At 58.8% G+C, this 19,983-nt stretch carries 13 protein-coding genes; 7 read left to right on the top strand and 6 right to left on the bottom strand.

Translation table 11 applies throughout. The features are described 5' to 3' along the window. Positions 1-389: 389 nt before the first annotated feature. The 7 genes from DX909_RS18310 to DX909_RS18285 all read left to right on the top strand — a co-directional run bounded on the left by DX909_RS18310 (position 390) and on the right by DX909_RS18285 (position 7,667). Positions 390-1,562, top strand: a complete 1,173-nt coding sequence (locus DX909_RS18310) for a glycosyltransferase (RefSeq protein ID WP_128546644.1) — start codon at positions 390-392, stop codon at positions 1,560-1,562. Positions 1,563-1,581: 19 nt separating this feature from the next. Then, entirely contained in the window at positions 1,582-2,271 is a 690-nt protein-coding gene (locus DX909_RS18305; protein WP_128546643.1) for a DUF421 domain-containing protein, read from the top strand. 15 nt (positions 2,272-2,286) lie between these two features. After that, the gene (locus DX909_RS18300) at positions 2,287-2,973 is read left to right on the top strand and encodes a DUF421 domain-containing protein (RefSeq protein ID WP_128546642.1); all 687 of its coding nucleotides are present in this window, start codon (positions 2,287-2,289) and stop codon (positions 2,971-2,973) included. A 50-nt stretch (positions 2,974-3,023) separates the two neighbouring features. Then, entirely contained in the window at positions 3,024-3,179 is a 156-nt protein-coding gene (locus tag DX909_RS29590) for a hypothetical protein (RefSeq protein WP_164851326.1), read from the top strand. 185 nt (positions 3,180-3,364) lie between these two features. Further along, positions 3,365-3,871 (top strand): anthrone oxygenase family protein, encoded by a 507-nt coding sequence (locus tag DX909_RS18295; protein WP_128546641.1) that lies wholly within the window; start codon positions 3,365-3,367, stop codon positions 3,869-3,871. A 180-nt stretch (positions 3,872-4,051) separates the two neighbouring features. Next, a complete protein-coding gene (locus DX909_RS18290) occupies positions 4,052-6,625 on the top strand; it encodes a phosphocholine-specific phospholipase C (protein ID WP_128546640.1) in 2,574 nt (857 codons plus the stop codon). A gap of 373 nt (positions 6,626-6,998) precedes the next feature. Continuing rightward, positions 6,999-7,667 (top strand): TetR/AcrR family transcriptional regulator, encoded by a 669-nt coding sequence (locus DX909_RS18285; protein ID WP_128546639.1) that lies wholly within the window; start codon positions 6,999-7,001, stop codon positions 7,665-7,667. A 67-nt stretch (positions 7,668-7,734) separates the two neighbouring features. Here the strand turns inward: DX909_RS18285 and DX909_RS18280 are convergent, their stop codons facing one another. The 6 genes from DX909_RS18280 to DX909_RS18255 form a co-directional block, all read right to left on the bottom strand. Continuing rightward, positions 7,735-9,771: a kojibiose hydrolase gene (locus DX909_RS18280; RefSeq protein ID WP_128546638.1), complete on the bottom strand. Its 2,037-nt coding sequence runs from the start codon at positions 9,769-9,771 to the stop codon at positions 7,735-7,737. A gap of 71 nt (positions 9,772-9,842) precedes the next feature. After that, positions 9,843-10,946: a hypothetical protein gene (locus DX909_RS18275; protein ID WP_128546637.1), complete on the bottom strand. Its 1,104-nt coding sequence runs from the start codon at positions 10,944-10,946 to the stop codon at positions 9,843-9,845. Further along, positions 10,943-11,590 (bottom strand): ABC transporter ATP-binding protein, encoded by a 648-nt coding sequence (locus DX909_RS18270; protein ID WP_128546636.1) that lies wholly within the window; start codon positions 11,588-11,590, stop codon positions 10,943-10,945. The genes DX909_RS18275 and DX909_RS18270 overlap by 4 nt, the downstream gene beginning before the upstream one ends. 63 nt (positions 11,591-11,653) lie before the next feature. Next, on the bottom strand, positions 11,654-13,003 hold the full coding sequence (locus tag DX909_RS18265; RefSeq protein ID WP_128546635.1) for a vanadium-dependent haloperoxidase: 1,350 nt from the start codon (positions 13,001-13,003) through the stop codon (positions 11,654-11,656). 86 nt (positions 13,004-13,089) lie between these two features. Further along, positions 13,090-16,506, bottom strand: coding sequence for a VCBS repeat-containing protein (locus tag DX909_RS18260; RefSeq protein ID WP_128546696.1), 3,417 nt, complete (start codon positions 16,504-16,506; stop codon positions 13,090-13,092). Between the two features lie 37 nt (positions 16,507-16,543). Then, entirely contained in the window at positions 16,544-19,906 is a 3,363-nt protein-coding gene (locus DX909_RS18255; protein ID WP_128546634.1) for a VCBS repeat-containing protein, read from the bottom strand. Positions 19,907-19,983 lie beyond the last annotated feature (77 nt).

Genomic DNA, 19,983 nt, shown 5'->3' with positions numbered 1-19,983 from the left:
GTGCGGCAGTGCGGCCCACCATCCGAAAGCGGCTTTTTGCAGTACAATATAAGAAGAGAGGATAGAATTTATGCTGTTTTTTGGCCGGATACGCATCTGCTGTAAAACAGGTTTATCCATCCGGCGCGGGAAAGAAATGGGCCTCCGGGTCGTTTCCGCAGCCGGAGCCGCTCTTTAGGAATGCTGGAAGCAAATGCCTTCTTACCGGCGCCTTGGTATACTTTTTCAACCCCGGGCCGGCCGCTGGAGCCTGTCTTTTCTGCCTATTAAGGAAATGGCCCTGCCCGAAGAATGCGGGTTTTTCGGCTCAGACCGTTGGCTCAACAGACTCGTAAATGCCGGGTAGGAACCGAATGCGATTGGTTCAATGGCTACCCGGTAAGCAGCCAATGCCCGTTCCTAATTTCCATGACCCCGGAGTTTCCGAAACCCCCGATGTTTTCGCTCCCCATACGGTCGGAGACCTGGTTTGTTTCTCCCATCTTCGTTGGGATTTTGTCTTTCAGCGTCCCCAGCACCTGCTGACCCGGGCCAGCCGTCGCTGGCGGGTCTGGTATGTGGAAGAGCCGGTCTGGTGCGAAACGCTCCGGCTGGAGGTCCGGGCGGCCGGTGACCGGATTAAGGTGATCGTCCCGCATTTACCGCACGGCATCGACGACAGGACCGCCGAACGGTTGCAACGGCAACTGATCAATCAATGGATGGAACGGGAAAGGATCAGTGATTTTATTGCCTGGTATTTTACGCCGATGGCCCTCCTGTATACCGAACACCTGCGCCCTTCCCTGACGGTGTACGACTGCATGGACGAGCTGTCGGCTTTTTCCGGCGCTTCCCCTCTGCTGTTGGAACAGGAGCAAAAACTCCTGAAACGGGCCCACCTGGTCTATACCGGCGGCCATAGTTTATATGAAGCCAAGCAGCCCCATCATCCGCACGTATTCGCCTTTCCGAGCTGCATCGATTTCCGGCATTTTGCCCAAAGCCGGGACGGGTTGCCCGACCCTCTGGACCAGAGTGCCATTCCCGGCCCCCGAATCGGCTTTTGCGGGGTAATCGACGAGCGGCTGGACCTGGAATTGCTGAAAGCCCTGGCCGAGCGCCGGCCCGACTGGCATTTCGTTCTGTTGGGACCCGTGGTCAAGATCGACCCGGCCGCCCTGCCGCAGGGACCCAACCTGCACTACCTGGGCATGAAAAACTATAATGAACTGCCCGCCTATTTCAGCAACTGGCAGGCTGCCCTGCTTCCTTTCGCCCTCAACGAATCTACGCGCTACATCAGTCCCACGAAGACTCCGGAATACCTGGCGGCCGGTCTGCCGGTCATCTCCACGCCCATTCGCGATGTGGTGCGAAGCTACGGAGGCTGGGGTCCGGTCCTGATAGGGAATTCGGTTTCGGCTTTTGAAGAAGCCGTCGAACGGTCGTTGGCCCGGCGCAGCGAAGTGGATTGGGCCGGCGTAGACAAGCAGCTGAAAACCCAGTCCTGGGACAACGCATGGCAGCAGATGCAGCGGCTCATCGAAGCCCGGCTTCTGAACAAATTCGAAAATCGGTAAGACTTTACATCATTCAGCCATGAAAAAGGAGGAAATTCATTTTGACGACTGGAAGCGGATCCTGCTGGGAAATAACCCGCCCGAATTTCTGATCGAGGTATTCTTTCGTTCCCTGTTGATTCTGCTGTTCTTTCTGGTCATCGTGCGCCTGCTGGGCAAACGCATGAACGGGCAGCTGACGCTGACGGAAATGGCCGTCATGCTGACGTTGGGAGCCATTATTTCTCCGATCATGCAGTTACCGGACCGGGGCATTCTGCTGGGCGTGATGGTGCTGGTCTGCGCGCTGTCATTCCAGCGGCAACTGACCCGGCTGGATTTTAAAAGCAAACGCGTCGAAGAGATCACCCAGGGAAAAGAAAGTCTCCTGATCGAAGACGGCGTCCTGCAACTGGAAGCTATGGAGAGAGCCCGAATCTCCAAACAGCAACTGTTTGCCGTGCTTCGCAGCCATAAAATCTTCAACGTGAACAAAGTGGAGCGGCTTTATATAGAAGCCTGCGGCCTCTTCAGCATTTACACCGCCGAGGATGAAAAGCCGGGATTGTCGGCCTTTCCCGATACCGACCCCGAAGTACATAGTCTACAGCCGGCGGCTGCCCCTGCCGTGGTGGCCTGCATGAACTGCGGCAATACGGAACAGATGGAGGATCAGAAAACCCCCTGTCCGGTGTGTCAGGAAGTGGAGTGGACCCAGGCGGTCTGTTAACAAGCCGAATACTTTATGAAACCGGAAGAAATGAAATTGACCGACTGGCACCGCATTTTTATCGGTGAGGTTCCGGGCATGTTTTACGTTGAAGTATTGATTCGAACGGCCGTGGTGTATGCGCTGCTGATGATAGCGATGCGGCTGATGGGCAAACGGATGGCCGCCCAGTTAAGCCGTACCGAAATGGTGGCGATGGTGGCCCTGGCGGCTTCTATCGGGATACCGATTCTGGCGCCGGACCGGGGCCTGGTGCCGGGCGTGATTTCGGCGGTGGTGATTGTGGTTGGCGAGCGGCTCATTTCCAGAATGTCCGCCCGTAACCAGCGGATGGAAGCCATCGTGGAAGATGAGCTGGACATCCTGGTGGAAAACTCGGTCATGAAGCTCGATACGATGCTGCAGTGCCGCGTCACGCGGGAGCGGCTGCTGGCCCAGTTGCGGTCGGAAGGGCTTTATCACCTGGGTGCCGTCAAACGGCTTTATCTGGAATCGAACGGCGCTTTTTCGCTGGTCGAGAACCCCACGCCGACGCCCGGCTTATCGGTCCTTCCGGATTGGGATACCAAATACCGGGAAAGGCAAAAAGCGGTATCCGGATCCCGGGTGTGCGGGTTCTGCGGCAATCCGGCCTCCGTTGCCGTTAACCCGGCTAATTGTTCCAACTGTGGAAAAGATCAGTGGACGACGGCCGTGCTTTAATATCTGAGCAGGTCGAAGATCCAGACCAGTTCACAAAATCATCAGCAATCATGTTTTCTGCCAATCAATTGATTGTCACGGCCATGCTGACGGTTACCGTCAGCATGGCCGGCGGACAGTCGCTTTCCACGCCGAAGGCGAAAACCAGGAATTACAAAGGGGCTTCCCCTACCAGAAAACGGGAACCACCGGGACCGAACGGGTGATCAGGGAAAGATCCGGGCAAACCCCGACGCAGCCGGCCCGGGAGAAGCGGCCGGTGGGCCGGAAAACTGCAAAACGGCCTTCCCCGCCGGCCGCCGGAAAATAAAAAATCCGGGCGTGTCGGTTTCGTTCTATTACCCCCCTTCCGGCGGCCGTAGCTTTGCCTGCGCAAACCCAAACGGCCGCAATGTTTCACTTTACCATCACCGACGTCGTTGTGCTGAGCGCGGCCGTCGCCACCGGCTTAATGGCCGGTCTGTTTTATGCCTATTCGTTTTCCGTCAGCCCGGGTCTGGCCCGGGTTTCGGATGCCGCCTATCTGGCCGCCATGCAGGCCATCAACCGGGCCATCCTGAACCCGGTTTTCTTCGCCGGATTTCTGGGGGCGCTGGTGCTGCTCCCGCTCAGTACATGGCTGCAATACGGCCAGCCGGTCTCCGCCCGGTTCTGGCTGCTGCTCGGGGCTGCCGTGGTGTATACCGTCGGGGTCTTCGGCGTAACCGGTCTGGGCAACGTGCCGCTGAACGACGCGCTGGAAGCGTTCGACCTGTCGTCGGCCACGGCCGACGAGCTGGCGGCCATGAGAACCCGGTTCGAGTCGCCCTGGAATCGTCTGAACGCCGTCCGGACGCTGTCGGCGGTATTGTCGGAGCTGCTGGTAACGGCTGCCCTGCTCAGTCCCAAACCGCTTTGACGCTTTGGTCGTTTCCTCTTTTTCGGGATGTTCGGTCGTCCGGCCGATGGAATGTTAACTTCCTTTTAAATTTCGATTTGCTTTTTCGGAGCTGAAGCGGTTGCCTTAAATTTGGGAGAGGGATAGTCTGCGTGCGGGCTGGACAAGTACTACTCATACGAACCGTAATCTCCGGAAGCTATGGATTCCCATTCACAGGATTCAAGAAGAGAATTCCTTAAAAAAGCCGCCCTGCTGGCCGCCGGCACCGGTTTCCTGAATGCGCTGCCCGCATCGATCCAGAAGGCCCTGGCCATCGACCCGCAGCCGGGCAGCACCTACCTCGACGCCGAGCATGTAGTCATTCTGATGCAGGAAAACCGCTCGTTCGATCATTGCTACGGCACGCTTCAGGGGGTTCGGGGCTTCAACGACCCGCGCGCCATCACCCTGCCCGACCGGAACCTCGTCTGGCTGCAGACCAATGCCGCCGGCGAAACCTACGCGCCCTTCCGGCTGAACCTCAAAGATACGAAGGCCACCTGGATGAGTTCACTGCCGCATTCCTGGACCAACCAGGTCGATGCGCGGAACGACGGGAAGTATGATAAATGGCTGGACGCCAAGCCGTCCGGCAACAAGGAGTATGCCCGGATGCCGCTGACGCTGGGCTACTACAACCGGGAAGATATCCCGTTTTATTACGCCCTGGCCGACGCCTTCACCGTCTGCGACCAGAATTTCTGCTCCTCCCTGACCGGAACCACGCCGAACCGCCTGTATCTCTGGACCGGCACCATTCGGGAGCAGCAGAACGGCACTTCGAAGGCCAACGTCCGCAATGAAGACGTCGACTACGAGGACCCGGCACACTGGACCACCTTCCCCGAGCGGCTGGAGGATCACGGCATTTCCTGGAAAATTTACCAGAACGAGCTCAGCCTGTCGATGGGCTTCACGGGTGAGGAGGACGCCTGGCTCGCTAACTTCACCGATAACCCGATCGAGTGGTTTTCGCAATACAACGTCCGGTTTTCGGCCGCTTACCAGCAGTATCTGCAAACGCTTCAGCAGACGCTTCCGTCCGAAATCGGGGCGCTGGAAGCCCGGCTGCGGACGGCCTCCGGGGAGGACGCCCAAAAGCTGACCAAAGAGCTTCAGGAAAAAAAAGCCATGGCCGCCCGGGCTAAAGAGGATCTGGAAAAGTGGAGCCGGGAGAAGTATGAAAAGCTGCCGCAGCGGGCCAGAAACCTGCACGAGAAAGCGTTTACGACCAACAGCAAGGACCCCCACTACCACGAACTGACGACCCTGAAATACCGCGACGGCGACACCGACCGGGAAGTGAGCATTCCGAAGGGGGATGTCCTGTTCCAGTTCCGGGAAGACGTCCGAACCGGCCAACTGCCGGCCGTGTCGTGGATCGTGGCCCCCGAGAACTTCTCCGATCACCCGGGTGCACCCTGGTACGGTGCCTGGTACATTTCCGAGGTCATGGACATCCTGACCCGGAATCCGGACGTCTGGAAGAAAACCATCTTCATCCTGGCTTATGACGAAAACGACGGCTATTTCGACCATGTGCCGCCCTTCGTCGCCCCGCATCCCGAAAAGCCGGATACCGGCCGGACGTCCGCCGGTATCGACACCGCCGTCGAGCACGTCGGCATGGAGCAGGAACTTGAGCGGAAAAGCAAAAATGCCGCCAGGGAGGCCCGGGCCGGCACCATCGGACTCGGTTACCGCGTTCCGCTCCTGATTGCCTCCCCCTGGAGCCGGGGCGGCTACGTCTGCTCGGAGGTGTTCGATCATACGTCGGTGCTTCAATTTCTCGAAAAGTTTCTCAGTCATAAGACCGGGAAAAAGATCGAGGAGCCGAACATCAGCAGCTGGCGCCGAACCGTTACCGGCGATCTGACCTCGGTGTTCCGGCCTTACAACGGCGAGAAAATCGACCTGCCGAAATTCGTACCGAAAGAGCCTTTTATCCAAAGCATTCATAAGGCGAAATTCAGGGAGGTGCCGTCGGCCTTCCGGAAGCTGTCCAGAGAGGAAATCGACCAGATCAACCGTAGTCCGTCGGCCTCGCCCTGGATGCCCCGGCAGGAGAAGGGCGTTCGCGCTTCCTGTGCGCTTCCCTATCAGCTCAACGTCGACGGCCGGCTCAGCGACGATCGGAAAACGTTCCGCATCCGGTTCGAAGCTTCGAATGAGCTGTTCGGCGAGCGGGCGGCCGGTTCGCCCTTCAACGTGTACGCGCCGGGTACGTACCGGGTCTGGGAAGCCGGCGGAGTGAAACCGGATGTGAAAACCTGGGCTTACGCCGTCAAAGCCGGCGACAGCCTGACCGATGCCTGGCCGCTCGGCGACTTCGAAAACGACAGCTATTACCTGCAGGTGTACGGCCCCAACGGGTTCTTCCGCGAATTCCGGGGCGACGGCGCCGACCCGGCCCTCGATATTGTGCTTGACTATCAGCGGGATATGAAGAAAAAGCCGACCGGCAATCTCGAACTGAGAATGAAAACCCCGGACCGGAACCGGTCGTACAGAATCGAAGTGACCGACAATGCCTACAAAGGCGGCACCCGGACGGCTACGGTATCTAAAGGCGGTCAGGCAACGATGGTGCTGGACCTTGCCCGCAGCTTCGGGTGGTACGATCTAAGTATCCGCGTGAACGGCTTCAACACCTTCACAAAACGATATGCGGGCCGGATCGAAACCGGGAAAACCGGTTTCAGCGACCCGGCCATGGGCCAGGAAATCTCCTGACCGCCCGGAATCCTTATCCATCCCCGGTCTAATATCATGTCTGATAAAAGCCTGCCGAAAGATCGGCAGGCTTTTTGTTTATGTGATTGACAGCGCCCAAAAGCGGTTTTGCCACTTACTAACTTTTATGATGGTGTCTATTAAATAAGGCCGGAAAATTGAGTGGTTCTACTTAGGGAATGATACCAATTACTAACAAATGCCGACCGGGACGGAGAACGGAGGCTTCAAATTAGTAACCATTATACCATATATCGGTAATATTGGCATTGGAACATCTGCGTAAAGATTTTAGCAATTTTTGTAACTTTTATGTGACTTTTCGCTACAACTCGCGTCCGATAAGTGATAAAAGCAAATCGTCTATCAACCTATGGAAAAAGTAAAACGGAATCGTGCGCAGACCTCCCAGAGAATTATCAACGCGATTGAAGAGGTCATCGCGGAGAAGGGCGTCGAGGGAATCGGCATTAATCGGATTGCCGAAAAAGCGGGTGTCAGTAAAGTACTTATTTACCGGTATTTCGGTGGTCTCGACGGCCTGCTGACCCACTACATCAAGATGGGCCGGTTGTTTCCGCTGTTAAGTCCGGCCACGGTGGAGCAGTTGCGTCCGGTTCATGAACACGACCTATCCAAACTCTGGTACAAACAGCTGATTCACACCTACCGCTACTTCCGGCAGTTCCCGGCGGCTTTTCAGGTGCTGAAGGCCACCGTCATGGAAAACGACCTGACCGCCGACATCGCCAGCCAGGCCTATGATGAGGAAGTGACCCGGATGATCGATGAACTTTCCTTCATAAAAGGAACGGATTTCCGGGCGATTTCGGCCATTATGGTAGGAGCCATGTCGTATATGACGCTGCTGGCCCGCAACAACCGGACGCTCGTCGGCATCGATCTGTCGTCGGAAGAAGGATGGAAGCGGATCGAAGACGCCATTCGCCTGATGTACACCGCGCTGAACCGGATGGCCGTACACTCTCCCGATATCTCACTGGAGGTGCACCAGACCAGCCTGCCCTCCGCCTACTGGTGAAGCCCGACCAATATCTGTCCTGCCTGGAGCCGGGCCGGTTCCTGCGCAGGAACCGGCCCGTTGCTTGTCACTGAATCCGAATGGTTTTCTGCTGCGTCCCCACGCCCCTGATCGTCAGGGATTTCCATGTTTTCGGTAAGCGGGTTTTCAACTGCACAATGCCGTTATCCGTGATGTCGAGGCCGCCGAAGCCGTTCAGAACCGCCTGAAGCATACCGCCCGCACCGGTGGCGAAATAGGGGTTCGTTCCGCCGGCCGTCTCCGCCAGCACGCCGAACGGCGGCACTTCATTTGGTTTGTAACTCCTGACAAAAAGGTCATAAGCCCGATCGGATTCGCCCAGCCGGGCGTAGAGCGTCGCCAGCACCGAAAAGCCCATGGCCGGCCCTTCCGGCGACATGCGGGGTTCGTAGTATTTCAGATCTTTCCGAATCTGAGCCTCCTCGGTCACGATTTTCATCGGATAGGCCAGCAGGTTGACGTCGGCCTGCTTGATAGGCACGCCGTCGTAGGTTTCGTTTTCCCGGGTCGTTCCGTCCGGAAACCGGAGAATCGGCAGGTTGTCGGCCACGGTCTTCCAGGCCGTATTGGGCGTCAGCCCAAGTTCCTGAGCGGCCTGAACGGCGTATTGCAGCGAGGTTTTCGCCATGCCGTTCGTATAGGCGTTATCGTTAATATTCTCCTGCCATTCGTTGGCCCCGATCACGTTGTTGATATGATAGCCCTTCGCGTCTTTTTCGACCCGGCTTACCCAGAACTCCGCCACCTCCTTCAGCATCGGATAGCCGCGGGTGCGGAGCCAGTCCTTATCCTTCGTCACCTGGTAGTATTTCCAGAACGCCCAGCCTATATCGCCCGTGATGTGATGCTGAAACGGCCCCGTCAGCGCCCAGACGGGAGTCGCTTCCTGCCCGTCGGCATCGGATTCCCAGGGAAACATCACGCCCGCATAGCCGTGGCTGAAGGCATTTTGCCGCGCCATCGGCATGCGTTCGAAGCGGTATTCGAGCAGCGATCTGGCCATCTCGGGCTTCATCAGCAGCAGGGCCGGGTACATCCAGAGTTCCGTGTCCCAGAAGACGTGCCCATTGTAGCCCAGCCCCGACAGGCCCATCGGCGACAGGCTGTAGGCGGTTCCTGCCCGGGCGAAGGAGTAGAGGTGATACAGCGCCGACCGGACGGCCCGCTGGGCGTCGGCATCTCCTTCGATGACGATGTCGCTCTGCCAGAGCTTGTCCCATTCCGCCTGATGGCGTTTCAGAAGCCGGTCCGTGCGTTCCAGGGCGGCAAAGATGGTCAGGCGCTCGGCTTCATTGTGGGCGTCGGCGGTGTGCGCCGTGGAGGTCACCGAACCCACGACGCTGAATCGATAGGTCTGGCCGGCTTTCAGGCGACGCGTAAACTTTGCCAGGTGCATGTTATAGTCCCAGTCTTCGTGAATCACGTCCGGCTCCTGCCCGTGCGGTTCCTCGAAAATAAAGCTGGTCGAAGCCGCCACCGTCAGCCGCCCCGTCGGGCTTTTAGCTACCGAAGTAAGCAGCCGGACCGTAGCGTGGGGCCGGTCGATTTCGGAGTAGAAGTTCCTGACCTCTTTCAGGTTTTCCGGCGACTCGATGACGCTGGCGGGGGTGATGTCGCAGTCTTTCCGGGCCGTAATCTCGACCATCGAAAGCGTCGAAAACGGCAGCTGGCGCAGCGCCATGACCGTTTGCCGCACGCTGACCTTGTCCTGTACGTCGAAGGTGGTGGTCAGGGCGGCTTTCTGCATGTCGAGGGTCTGACGGTAATGAGCCGTCTCCCGCGGACCGACCCGCCGGCCGTCGACGTCGAGATAAAGGTTGGCGAAGTTGAAGACCTTCAGGATGTTGGAAACCCGTCCCCGGCCGTAGGTATCGAAGGCCCCGTTCAGAACCACGTCTTTCACTTTCATAGGCTCCGGCGACGACACCAGCCCAATCATTCCGTTGGCGACGGTGATGCCGTAGTACCTGGCCGGGTCGATGGCCGTGGCTTCAATCTTCCAGGAGTCGGATTGCCCGTATGATTTCGGAAGAAGGAAAAAAGAGAAGAGAAATAGCCGGTAAAACAGAACGCTCTTTTGCATAGGTTAACGATTTTATTGACCAATAACGGGATAAAATAGTAACGTACAAAGGCTATACGGAAGCGTTCCGGTTATCCCTCGTCGGCTTCCCAGGAGGACCGGTAATAGCCGTAAACGAATAATGCAGCCGCAGCAGCCAGGGCCGATACGCCCAGCAGCCAGGCCGGCAGCCGGTACATAATGAGAAAGAAGGACAGGATGACCTGCCAGAAGATGACCGCCGTAAACCGGTCGCGGGGGCGGTGCCGAACCTGTAAGCCGGCAAAGGGCAGGAGAAGGGAACCCAGCGCGAACAGCCAGACGCTCAGTTGTGCCGGGAGGGAAACCCCGGCCGGACGATTCCGCACCATCAGAAGCAGTTCAGGGCTGAGAAGGAGGGTGAAGATCAGGGCATAAAACAAAAACCGGCGTCCGGTCGGCCAGGGCAGATTCCGCACCAGCAGCAACTGGGTCGCTTCAAACTGATACAGTTCATAGACGATTGACGCATGGAAAGCCGCCGACAGCAGAGCGCCCAGCAGCAGGAGCCGCAGGTCGTAATCGTCGGTGGGGTAGAGGGCCAGGACACCGAGCGTCAGCAGACCGGACCCGCCCTTGGCCAGCAGGAGCGTCACGGGCTGCCGGTGCAGCAGATACCGGATGAAAAACAGCACGTAAGGGGTTGCCAGGCGCTGCCGGAGCCGGCTGCCGATACGGCCGGAAAACCGCTCGGGATTGGGGTGACGCAACGCCCACTCGACACAGGGAACCGGAACGGCAGAAAGAAGAGCGACGCTGAGGATCAACAGGTTATTAGCCTTGACGGTATGCTGCTGAACACCCAGCCAGCCCATGAACCCGGCATAGGCAATCACCGGCAGCAGTAGCTGGACGTGAAGACCGTACAGAATCAGCACCCGCCGGCCGGGCGCAACGAGCCGCATCAGCTGCAGCAGGTCGGTGGTCTGAAAACGGTACAGGCTGAACCGGACCACATAGGCGGTATACACCACCCAGAGCCCGACGTACAGGCCCAGAAAGGGAAGGTCATGAAGGGCGTAGGTCGCCAGGGCGATGTGCTCCACCGAACTCAGGAAACCGAAGCCGACCAGCAGAACGACCATGAACAGGCCGGTATTTTGCAGATAAAACTGCCGCACCAGCACTTTTTCCGGGACGGTCCAGAAGGCGGTCATGGGCGGCTGGTCTGAATGGCCGGTTCCAGCGTGCGCTCCCGGATGGCCCAGAACGAATCGATGGGTAATTCCGACGAATCGACATCCTGGTGGGACGACAGCAGAAAATTTACGCCCTGTTCGCGGCCTGCCCGGATGGCTTCGATAACGGTTCGGGTGGCGGTCTGGTCGAGGGTGATCAGCGGCTCGTCGAGCATGATCAGCTCGGGACGACCCAGAAAAGCCAGGATCAGCGCCGTTTTCTTGAGCATTCCGCTCGAATAGGTTCCTACGGGCGTCTTCAGGAAGTCGCGGACGGCAAAGCGGTCGATCAGTTCGTCGGCCTGGCCGGCCGGGGCGCGTTTGGTCGAAGCGACCCAGCGGATCAGCTCCCAGGCGGTCAGAAAATCGGGATAAACTGGTTCCGCTTCGCTGTAGTTGACCCGCAGACGGTAGTCGACCGGATGCCGCCGAATATCGTATTGACCGTTCAGGACCAGCTCTCCCTCGAACGGCAGCAACCCCGCCACGGCCCGGAAAAAGGTAGTTTTGCCGGAGCCGTTGCGCCCTTTCAGCCAGTGAATACCCTCCGGAAAATCGGCCTTTGGTATGTCCAGAATCAGGCGATGATGATAGGCTTTTTGAAAGTTTCGAACCGCGAGCATGGTAAGTGGGGGCGATTCAGGCGGTATCAGGCTTTTACTGCCTGGATACCGCCTTCACCTTCATTATTTAGCCGCAATTTCGGTTCGTCCTTTCAGCCTCTGTACGACGTATTCACCCAGCCGGCGGCCCTGGATGTTCCCGTTTTCAAGGGCATCGCGGTAATGAATCCCACCATAGAGACGGCTATTGGAAGCCTCGACGGCGGCCTGCCGGAACGACTTGAAGTTGCGGACGCCGTGGCCGTAAGGATTTTCGGTCGAGTCAGTGAAGGCGATGTTGTCGCCGAACAGGATCGTCAGCACCTCGGCGGCTGCCGCGGAGATGACGCTGTGGCCGCTGGTATACTCCGGGAAGGCCGGGGTTTGCAGATAGGGCGTCCACTTCGGGTCGATGTATTTATTGATGACCGTCTCGGGCCGGATGCGGTTGCTGCGGTATTTCTCGTCCCAGCAGCTGATAAAACCGTCGGCGAGGGCGAAGGAGGTCAGCGTATAGGCTTCCACGCTTTTGGCGAAGTCGGCTTTCTGCTGCCGGGCTATCGTGGCGGTAATAGCGAGCCAGTGGCCGCCCGGGGTCATTTTTTTGGACGCGTAGGACACGTGCCCGGCCACGTTCATGACGAAGGCGTTGTCGTCCCAGAAAAAGGCGATCTTCTTCTGTTCGTCGGTCAGGTTATTGCCGATCTGATAAACTTCATCGGCCAGTTTGAAGAAGTGGCTTCCTTTGGTCATGCTGTAGGCGGCCGGGCGGGGCGGCATGAACTGCAGGCAGGTGTCCATCACCCAGCAGCGGATCTTCATCCACTGCGGTTCGGCGGCTTCCATATAGGCCGGGGGCGTCGGCACCCAGGTGCCTTCGGCATTGGTGACGGTATGCTTGAAACCGCGCGTCTGTTTGTAGGAATCTTTCTGGGCAAACTCCAGCACGTGTTTGGCGACCGCTTCGCCGTAGGCGACCGACCGTTCATATACCTCGTCGGGAATGCCCATCTCGTGATATTCTTCGTAAAACTTTTTCTCGAATTCGTCGAAAAGATCGCCGGAGAATGTCAGCGCCCGCCCCACCGTCAGAAAGGCTTTCGTGCTGGCAAGGGAATAACAGTATTCCTGACCCGGCTCCGGTTTCGGGGACGCCTTGAACCGCTTTACTTTTCCGGCCAGCGACCCGTAGCCCGGCTGGCCGGGCAGCATGGCTTCGTAGCCCGCGAGGTTGGCATAGCTGTAGATCCGGCTGGCGACCGGCGGTGAGAAGATATCGTGGATAATTACGTCGGTCAGTTGCTTCACACAACGGTGGTAACGCTCCGGCTCGGCGGCTTTCGCGTTATACTCCTCAGGAGTGGCTTTGGGCTGGCACCCGACCAGGCTCCAGAACAGACCGATCACCGACACCCATAACAATCGCTTCTTCATGAACGACTCTGAATTAGTAGTGGTACAAGAGGACTATAAAAATACCTTAAAAAAAACATATAGCCGCACAGTTACAGTGATTAATGTCATTTCAGCAAATGACCTGCCGTTCCGGGCCTGCCGGCAATCATGACCGCAGCCGGGCGGGCTTTTCGGAACGTCTGCACCGTGGTGTCGTTGCGGGCCGCCAGCCAGAGCGGACCACCGGGCGTCCGGACCGGTTTGATGTCGCGCACTTCGCCTTCGAGCAGGAAACCGCTTGCATACGGCGACAGGGCGGTAAACTGCTCCCGGCCCCCGGCCGACCGGCCCCGGTTTTTCAGAACCAGGCCGTAGTTGGCATCGTAACGGCCCTGGAAAGTGCTGACCCCGTAGAAGTTACCGCCAGCCAGTACCTCGGGGAAGCCGTCCCCGTCGATGTCGTCGGTGCGCAGGGCGAACAGCTTCGACACCTGCGCCGGCATCGGCAGCCGATGAACCGCGAACCGCCCGTTCCGGTTTTCGAGATACACGGAGGCAAACTGATCCACTTCATGTTCCTCCGCTCCCTCCAGTTCGTCGCCTTTAAACAGTTCGTCGATCGGTTTTCCGGCGAAGGATTTATAGTCGGTAAATCGCTTGTTGATGACGCCCGGCATCTGTTTGCCCAGTTCGTCCTTGAAGTTGACCGGATACCAGTCTTTCCCGCGCTGATAGGCCAGAATCTGGTCGACGCTGCCGTTTTTGTCGACGTCCTTCACCCACATTTTCAGTTTCGGGTCGGCCTGTTTAATGAATTTGGTATTGAGGCCGAGGTTGCCGGCCACCAGGTCCAGATCGCCGTCGCGGTCGAAATCGGCGGCCGTGAGGCATTGCCAGAAGCCGCTTACCGGAGCGTTTCCAACCGTTATTTCATCCACGGCCTCCAGCTTTCCGTTCCGGTTGGCATATACCCGGATGGGCATCCAGTCGCCGGCCACCACCAGATCCTGGTCCCTGTCGCCGTCGAAGTCAACCCAGACCGCATCCGTCACCATACCGGCTTTGCGGAGCGTGGGCGCAAGCTGGTCGGTGCGGTCGGTAAACCGCCCTTTCCCATCGTTGATCAGCAGGTAGGAGTTGGGCGTTTTGCCGTAGCCGAACCCGACGACCCGGCCGCCCACGAACAGGTCCAGATCGCCGTCGCGGTCGATGTCGAAGGGCCGTACGCAGCTTTTGTTGTCGTACATGGCCGGCAGGGCGTCGGCTTTACGGGTAAAGGTGCCCTTGCCGTCGTTCAGATACAGCCGGTCGAACTGCTCAGGCATTTTGTCGTAAAACTCGTTCCCGCCCGATACCACATACAGGTCAAGGTCTTTGTCGCCGTCGGCATCGAAGAAAGCCGCATCGACATCTTCACAGGTCGAGTCGTTGCGGATGGACGGCTGGGCCGTCGGCACGAAGCGGCCGTCCGGCTGCTGCACCAGCACGCTGCCCGACTGCCATTTGGCTCCCCCGGCGTACAGGTCGTCGAGGCCGTCGCCGTTGACGTCGCCCACCGCCAGTTTCGGGCCTTCCGCCGACACCTTGAACGGCATCAGCGACTCGCGGACAAAGTCATAATACTCGGTATTTTCCCGGTGCTGCCAGACCAGCGGGCCTGGCTGCGTCACTTCCTCGAAAAGCGGCTGCGGCTGCGGGGCCGTAAACCGGTACCCGGAGGCATCCTGTCGGGCGTCGGTCTGTTTCAGGCTCAGGGTCTGGCCGGGTTTTACTCCGGCGCGGACTTCCATCCGCTGATTCGGCCAGATCACGATCAGCGAATCCACCGCCGGCGTCTCGCCCAGCCCGAAGGTCAGCACCGGCTCCACGGACGACTGGAAGCCCCGGGTGGTCATCAGCTGCTGGTATTGCAGGCCGTTTTTCGTCTTCAAAATCACTTTGGTGCCCAGCCCGAAGCTGTTTCCGCCCTCGCCCTGGAATTTGATTTTCAGGAACTGACGCTCCGGGAACAGCTCCCGGGTCCGATTTTGGTAAATCCCGGCCGGGTCGTTGATGTTGTTGGTGACCAGGTCGAGGTCGCCGTCATTGTCGAGGTCGGCGTAGACGGCCCCGCTGGAAAAGGTGGGCGTTTCGAAGCCCCAGGCCAGCGACTTATCGGCAAACCGCAGGGAATCCGAACCCTGATAGAGATAGTTATGCACCTTTCCTTCCGGCATGGTGGAAATCGCTTTCTGGTCGAGCGTCTTCGAGGTTTCCATCGCGTACCGCAACGAGTCGTCGGAGGCAAATTTGACGTAGTCGAGGTCGTTCGGACGCCGGACGATTCCGTTGGATATGAACAGGTCCTTGATGCCGTCGTTGTCGAAATCGGCCAGCAGGGGCGACCAGCTCCAGTCGGTGGCGGCTACCCCGGCCATCATGCCCACGTCGATGAACCGGCGGCCCGACAGATTGAGCTGCAAACAGTTCCGGCTGTACTGGTTCATGTAACCGTACGCCAGCTTGTAAAGGTAAATATCCAGCGGGTCTTCTCCCAGCGACGACTTCTCGACGGTTTCGTCTTCGGGGTACATATCCAGGGTCATGACGTCCGCAAAACCGTCGTTGTTGACGTCGGCGACGTCGTTGCCCATCGAGAACCGGCTGACGTGGGCGAACGACTGCCGGACGCTTTCCTTAAAGCCGCCTTTGCCGTTGTTGACGTAGTAATAATCATCTTCGTGGAAGTCGTTCGAGACGTAGATGTCTTCCCAGCCGTCGTTGTTGAGGTCGGCCACGGAGATGCCCAGCCCGTAGCCCATGGCGGCCCCGTAAATGCCGGCCTGCTCGCTGACGTTGGTGAAGCGTTTCCGCGAAGCTCCGTCCTGGGCGACCAGTTCATTCCGGAACAGATAATCGCCCGACTCGTTCTGACGCAGGTAGCGGGCCGATACCCGGTCGTAGCTCCGGGAGGTGTGTACCGCATGGTTGAGCAGGTACATGTCCAGATCGCCGTCGTGGTCGTAGTCGAAGAAGGCGGCCTGGGTCGAAAAGCCGGTGAAATCCAGCCCGTAGTCGGCGGCTTTTTCGGTGAAGGTACCGTCCTGGTTGTTGATATACAGCTCGTTGGCGCCTTCCAGTCCTTTGAAATTCCCGACGGCGCAGACGTAGATGTCCAGCCAGCCGTCGCCGTTGATGTCGGCCATCGTGGTTCCGGTCTGCCAGTCGGAGAAGCCTTCGACACCGGATTTTTCGGTGATGTCTTCGAACCGGAAGCCGCCCTTGTTGAGATAAAGCCGGTTTTTGCCCTGGTTGGAAACGAAATAGAGGTCGGTCAGGCCGTCGTTATTGATGTCGCCCGCGGCTACGCCCGCTCCGTTGTAGAAATACAGGTAATCGATGATGTTGAGGTTGGCCGTACTCCGGACGGTATTGGTGAAACCGATGTTGGTTTGGGCCGAGTCCAGCCCCTGAAACAGCGGTTTTTCGGAAGTAAACTTCCATTGTTTACAGCCTCCGAACAGCAGGGTTCCGGCTGCGAAAAGCGTGATAATCTTCTTCATCATAGGTTATGTTCCGAACGCGGGTCGGCGTCCAAAATTACTTAAATACCTGCGCCCGGTCGTTATTTTTGGCCAGTACGAACTGCCCCTGTTTCAGCCGCTTCAGATGCCGCACCTGCCCGCGCGCGAAAAACCCGGAGGCCGTAGGAGGAAGCGGTTGCCAGACGTTTTTGCCCTTGTTCAGCAGCACCAGACCATAGCTGGCGTCGTACCGGCCGATTTCGGGCAGGACGTCAAAATAATTGCCGGTCAGGACCAGGTCGGGCCGACGGTCGTTGTCGAGGTCGGTGATTTCGATGCCGCAGACCGGGGAGAGCTGCGCTTCCTTCGGCAGGGCCTGAAAGGTAAAGCGGCCTCTGCCGTCGTTGAGCAATACCGCCGAAGCGCCGGTATAGACCCGCTGGACGACGGCTTTCTTCAACTGTTCCTCGTCCAGAATCTCGTTCAGTTTCTTCCCGGCATAGTCCGTGAACTTGATGTATTTCTTCTTAATGCTCGGCATCTCCTTCTGCAGGTCCTGCTTCAGCACCATCGGATACAGTTCGCCGGTTTCGTCGGCGCAGTTGATGATCTGCTCGACGTTGCCGTTCTGGTCGTAATCGGCCGTATACATCTCCGCCGGCAGGGCCGGCGTGGCCTTGATGCGGGAGTTCTGGCCGAGGTTGCCGGCCACCAGGTCCAGGTCGCCGTCGCCGTCCACGTCGCCCGCCCGGATGCAGTTCCACCAGCCGGATGCGGGCGTCGGTGACGCGTTGCCGTCGGTGCCGGACAGTTCGGGGGTGGCGGCCTCGACCAACCGGCCGCGCTGATTGCGGAAGACGGTCACCGGCATCCAGTCGCCGACCACGATCAGTTCCGGGTAGCCGTCGCCGTTCAGGTCGGCCCAGGTGGCGTCGGTGGTCATGCCGAGCCGGTCGGCTTCGGGCAGATAGCGTTTCGTGTAGTTCTTGAAGTTGCCCGTGCCGTCGTTCGTCAGCAGGTAACTGGCCGGATTGAAACCGTACCGACCCGGGATCAGCCGCGTTCCGACGAACAGGTCCACGTCGCCGTCGCGGTCGAAGTCGGCGGCCGCCACGCAGGAGCCGCTGGCTTTCAGGTTGGGTAGCCGTTCGTCGCGGGTGAAACCGCCTTTGCCGTCGTTGAGATAAAGCCGGTCGAGCAGTTCTTCGGATTCGGCCACGAACTCGTTGCTCCCCGACACCACGAACAGGTCGAGGTCTTTGTCACCGTCGGCATCGAAAAACTCGGCATCGACGGCTTCGTAAGTCGTATCGTGCCGCATGACGCCGGGCGTTTGTTCCGTGAACCGGCCGTCGGCCCGCTGCACGAACAACTGATGCGGCTTTCCGCCGGCTCCCCCAAAGAACAGGTCATCGAGGCCGTCGCCGTTGATGTCGCCCGTCGCCAGGGCCGGGCCGCCGGTCGAGAGCATCTGCTTCAGCAGCGGGTCGCGGTTATAGTCGACGAAAGGGCTTTCGCGGTGCGTATAGGTCAGGCCGGAAGCCGCCGTCACGTCTTTCAGGAGCGGGGCCGAGACCGGGGCGGCCGGTTTCCAGGTGCCGCGGGCGTCCTGCTGCCGGAGGGTCAGCAACTGGTTGGCTTTGGGGCTGCGCAGCGTCTGCATCCGGTCGTTGGGCCAGATCACGGTCAGTGAGTCGATCCGGTCGGCAGTGCCCAGCCCGAAAAGCAGCGTCAGGTCCACCGACGACTGAAAGCCCCGGTTGGGCATCTGCTGGAGCACCTGCATCCGCCCGGCCTGGTAGACGAACACGCGGGTGCCGATGGCGTCCCGGTTAGGAGCGTCGCCGACCAGCTTCACCCGCAGGTAGTTCGTTTTGTTCTTCTCGACCGACAGGTTCCTGTACATGCCCACCGGCGAGTTGACCCTGTTGACGATCAGGTCGAGGTCGCCGTCGTTGTCGAGGTCACCGTAGGCGGCTCCGTTGGAGAAGTCCGGCTCGCCCAAGCCCCAGGCGGCCGCTTTGTTGGTGAACCGGAGGTTGCCCTCGTTCCGGAAAGCGTAGTTCGGAATGGGTTCGGACGGGTCCTTGTCCAGAAATTCCTTGAAGTTGAAATTGCCGCGCCGGGCGATCTGGGCCATGTTTTCGCGGTCGGCCAGAAAGTTGACGAAGTCCTGGTCCGTCACGTCTTTTGCCACGCCGTTGGCCACGAAAATATCCTTCCAGCCGTCGTTGTCCATGTCGAAAATCAGGGCGCCCCAGCTCCAGTCGGTGGCATGCACTCCCGAAAACCGGGCGACGTCACTGAAAAGCGGGGTCGGTACGCGCTGCCCCGGTTCGGGCGAAAGGCCCTGGTTCAGGTGCAGCATGTTCTGCATATACTGGTAATGAAAGTCGCGTTCGAGCTTGATCTGCTGGAGGTCGTAGTTCTCGAAGGTCGAGGTTTTTTTCAGCCGCCGGTCGTTGCCGGGGAGCATGTCGGTCACGAAAATGTCGAGCCGGCCGTCGTTGTTGACGTCGGCCACGTCGGCGCCCATCGAGGAGAGGCTGATGTGCGGCATCGACTCCTTCACCGACTCCCGGAACGTGCCGTCGTGGTTGTTCAGATACAGGTAGTCGCGTTCGTAGAAGTCGTTGGAAATGTAGATGTCCAGCCAGTTGTCGTCGTTGACGTCGCCGATGGTGATGCCGAGGCCGAAGCCGATCAGGCTGCCGTAGATACCGGCGGGTTCGCTGACGTCGGTAAAGCGGTTTTCCGACCGGCCGGATGAGGAGATCAGTTCGTTGCGGAACAGCTTATGGCCGCCCAGCGAGTCGCGTTCGGAACGGATGTTGGCGTACCCCAGCTTCCCGACGGGCGTAAAGCTGTTGTTGAGCAGATACATATCGAGATCGCCGTCGCGGTCGTAGTCGAAAAAGGCCGCGTGGGTCGAGTAGCCGTGGTCGTCCAGCCCGTAGTCGGCGGCTTTTTCGGTGAATGTCAGGTTGCCGTTGTTGATGAACAGCTCGTTGCCCCGGTCGTCGCCGGGCCGGATGCCGGCGTTGCAGACATAGAGGTCGAGCCGGCCGTCGCCGTTGACGTCGGCGAAGGTGGCGCCGGTGCTCCAGTCCCGTTTGCCGGCCACCCCGGCTTTGGCCGTGATGTCCTCGAACTGGAGGTTGCCCTTGTTCAGGTAAAGCTTGTTATCGCCCATGTTGGCGATCAGGAAAACGTCGGCCAGGCCGTCGTTGTTGATGTCACCGACGGCGACGCCCCCGCCGTTGTAGAAATTCCGGTAATTGAAGATGTTGAAGTCCTTATCGTCGACGACGCTGTTGGTAAACTGGACGTGGGTGCTTTCGGGAGACAACGATTCAAACAGCCGTTCCTCCGACCGGTCGCCCGAATCCCGGCAACCGAGCAGAACGAACGAACTGAAAAAGAAAAACAAGTAACGCATGGACTGTTGGTGGGCTGTGTAATCAAGTCTCAAATGTACTTAATTATTTTCTTTTTTCTGGCGGTTTTGTCCAATTA

The organism is Larkinella soli (assembly GCF_003703975.1).
In the GTDB taxonomy this organism is placed as follows: domain Bacteria; phylum Bacteroidota; class Bacteroidia; order Cytophagales; family Spirosomataceae; genus Larkinella; species Larkinella soli.
The sequence above is the reverse complement of the archived record's forward strand: the minus strand, read 5'-3'. Positions and strand labels throughout refer to the sequence as shown.

Bases quoted from the DNA above. Each gene is read 5' to 3' on its own strand.
- DX909_RS29590 (WP_164851326.1), top strand. From the start codon at position 3,024: ATGTTTTCTGCCAATCAATTGATTGTCACGGCCATGCTGACGGTTACC.
- DX909_RS18255 (WP_128546634.1), bottom strand. From the start codon at position 19,906: ATGCGTTACTTGTTTTTCTTTTTCAGTTCGTTCGTTCTGCTCGGTTGC.
- DX909_RS18290 (WP_128546640.1), top strand. From the start codon at position 4,052: ATGGATTCCCATTCACAGGATTCAAGAAGAGAATTCCTTAAAAAAGCC.
- DX909_RS18260 (WP_128546696.1), bottom strand. From the start codon at position 16,506: ATGAAGAAGATTATCACGCTTTTCGCAGCCGGAACCCTGCTGTTCGGA.
- DX909_RS18285 (WP_128546639.1), top strand. From the start codon at position 6,999: ATGGAAAAAGTAAAACGGAATCGTGCGCAGACCTCCCAGAGAATTATC.
- DX909_RS18275 (WP_128546637.1), bottom strand. From the start codon at position 10,946: ATGACCGCCTTCTGGACCGTCCCGGAAAAAGTGCTGGTGCGGCAGTTT.
- DX909_RS18270 (WP_128546636.1), bottom strand. From the start codon at position 11,590: ATGCTCGCGGTTCGAAACTTTCAAAAAGCCTATCATCATCGCCTGATT.
- DX909_RS18295 (WP_128546641.1), top strand. From the start codon at position 3,365: ATGTTTCACTTTACCATCACCGACGTCGTTGTGCTGAGCGCGGCCGTC.
- DX909_RS18265 (WP_128546635.1), bottom strand. From the start codon at position 13,003: ATGAAGAAGCGATTGTTATGGGTGTCGGTGATCGGTCTGTTCTGGAGC.
- DX909_RS18280 (WP_128546638.1), bottom strand. From the start codon at position 9,771: ATGCAAAAGAGCGTTCTGTTTTACCGGCTATTTCTCTTCTCTTTTTTC.
- DX909_RS18300 (WP_128546642.1), top strand. From the start codon at position 2,287: ATGAAACCGGAAGAAATGAAATTGACCGACTGGCACCGCATTTTTATC.
- DX909_RS18310 (WP_128546644.1), top strand. From the start codon at position 390: ATGCCCGTTCCTAATTTCCATGACCCCGGAGTTTCCGAAACCCCCGAT.
- DX909_RS18305 (WP_128546643.1), top strand. From the start codon at position 1,582: ATGAAAAAGGAGGAAATTCATTTTGACGACTGGAAGCGGATCCTGCTG.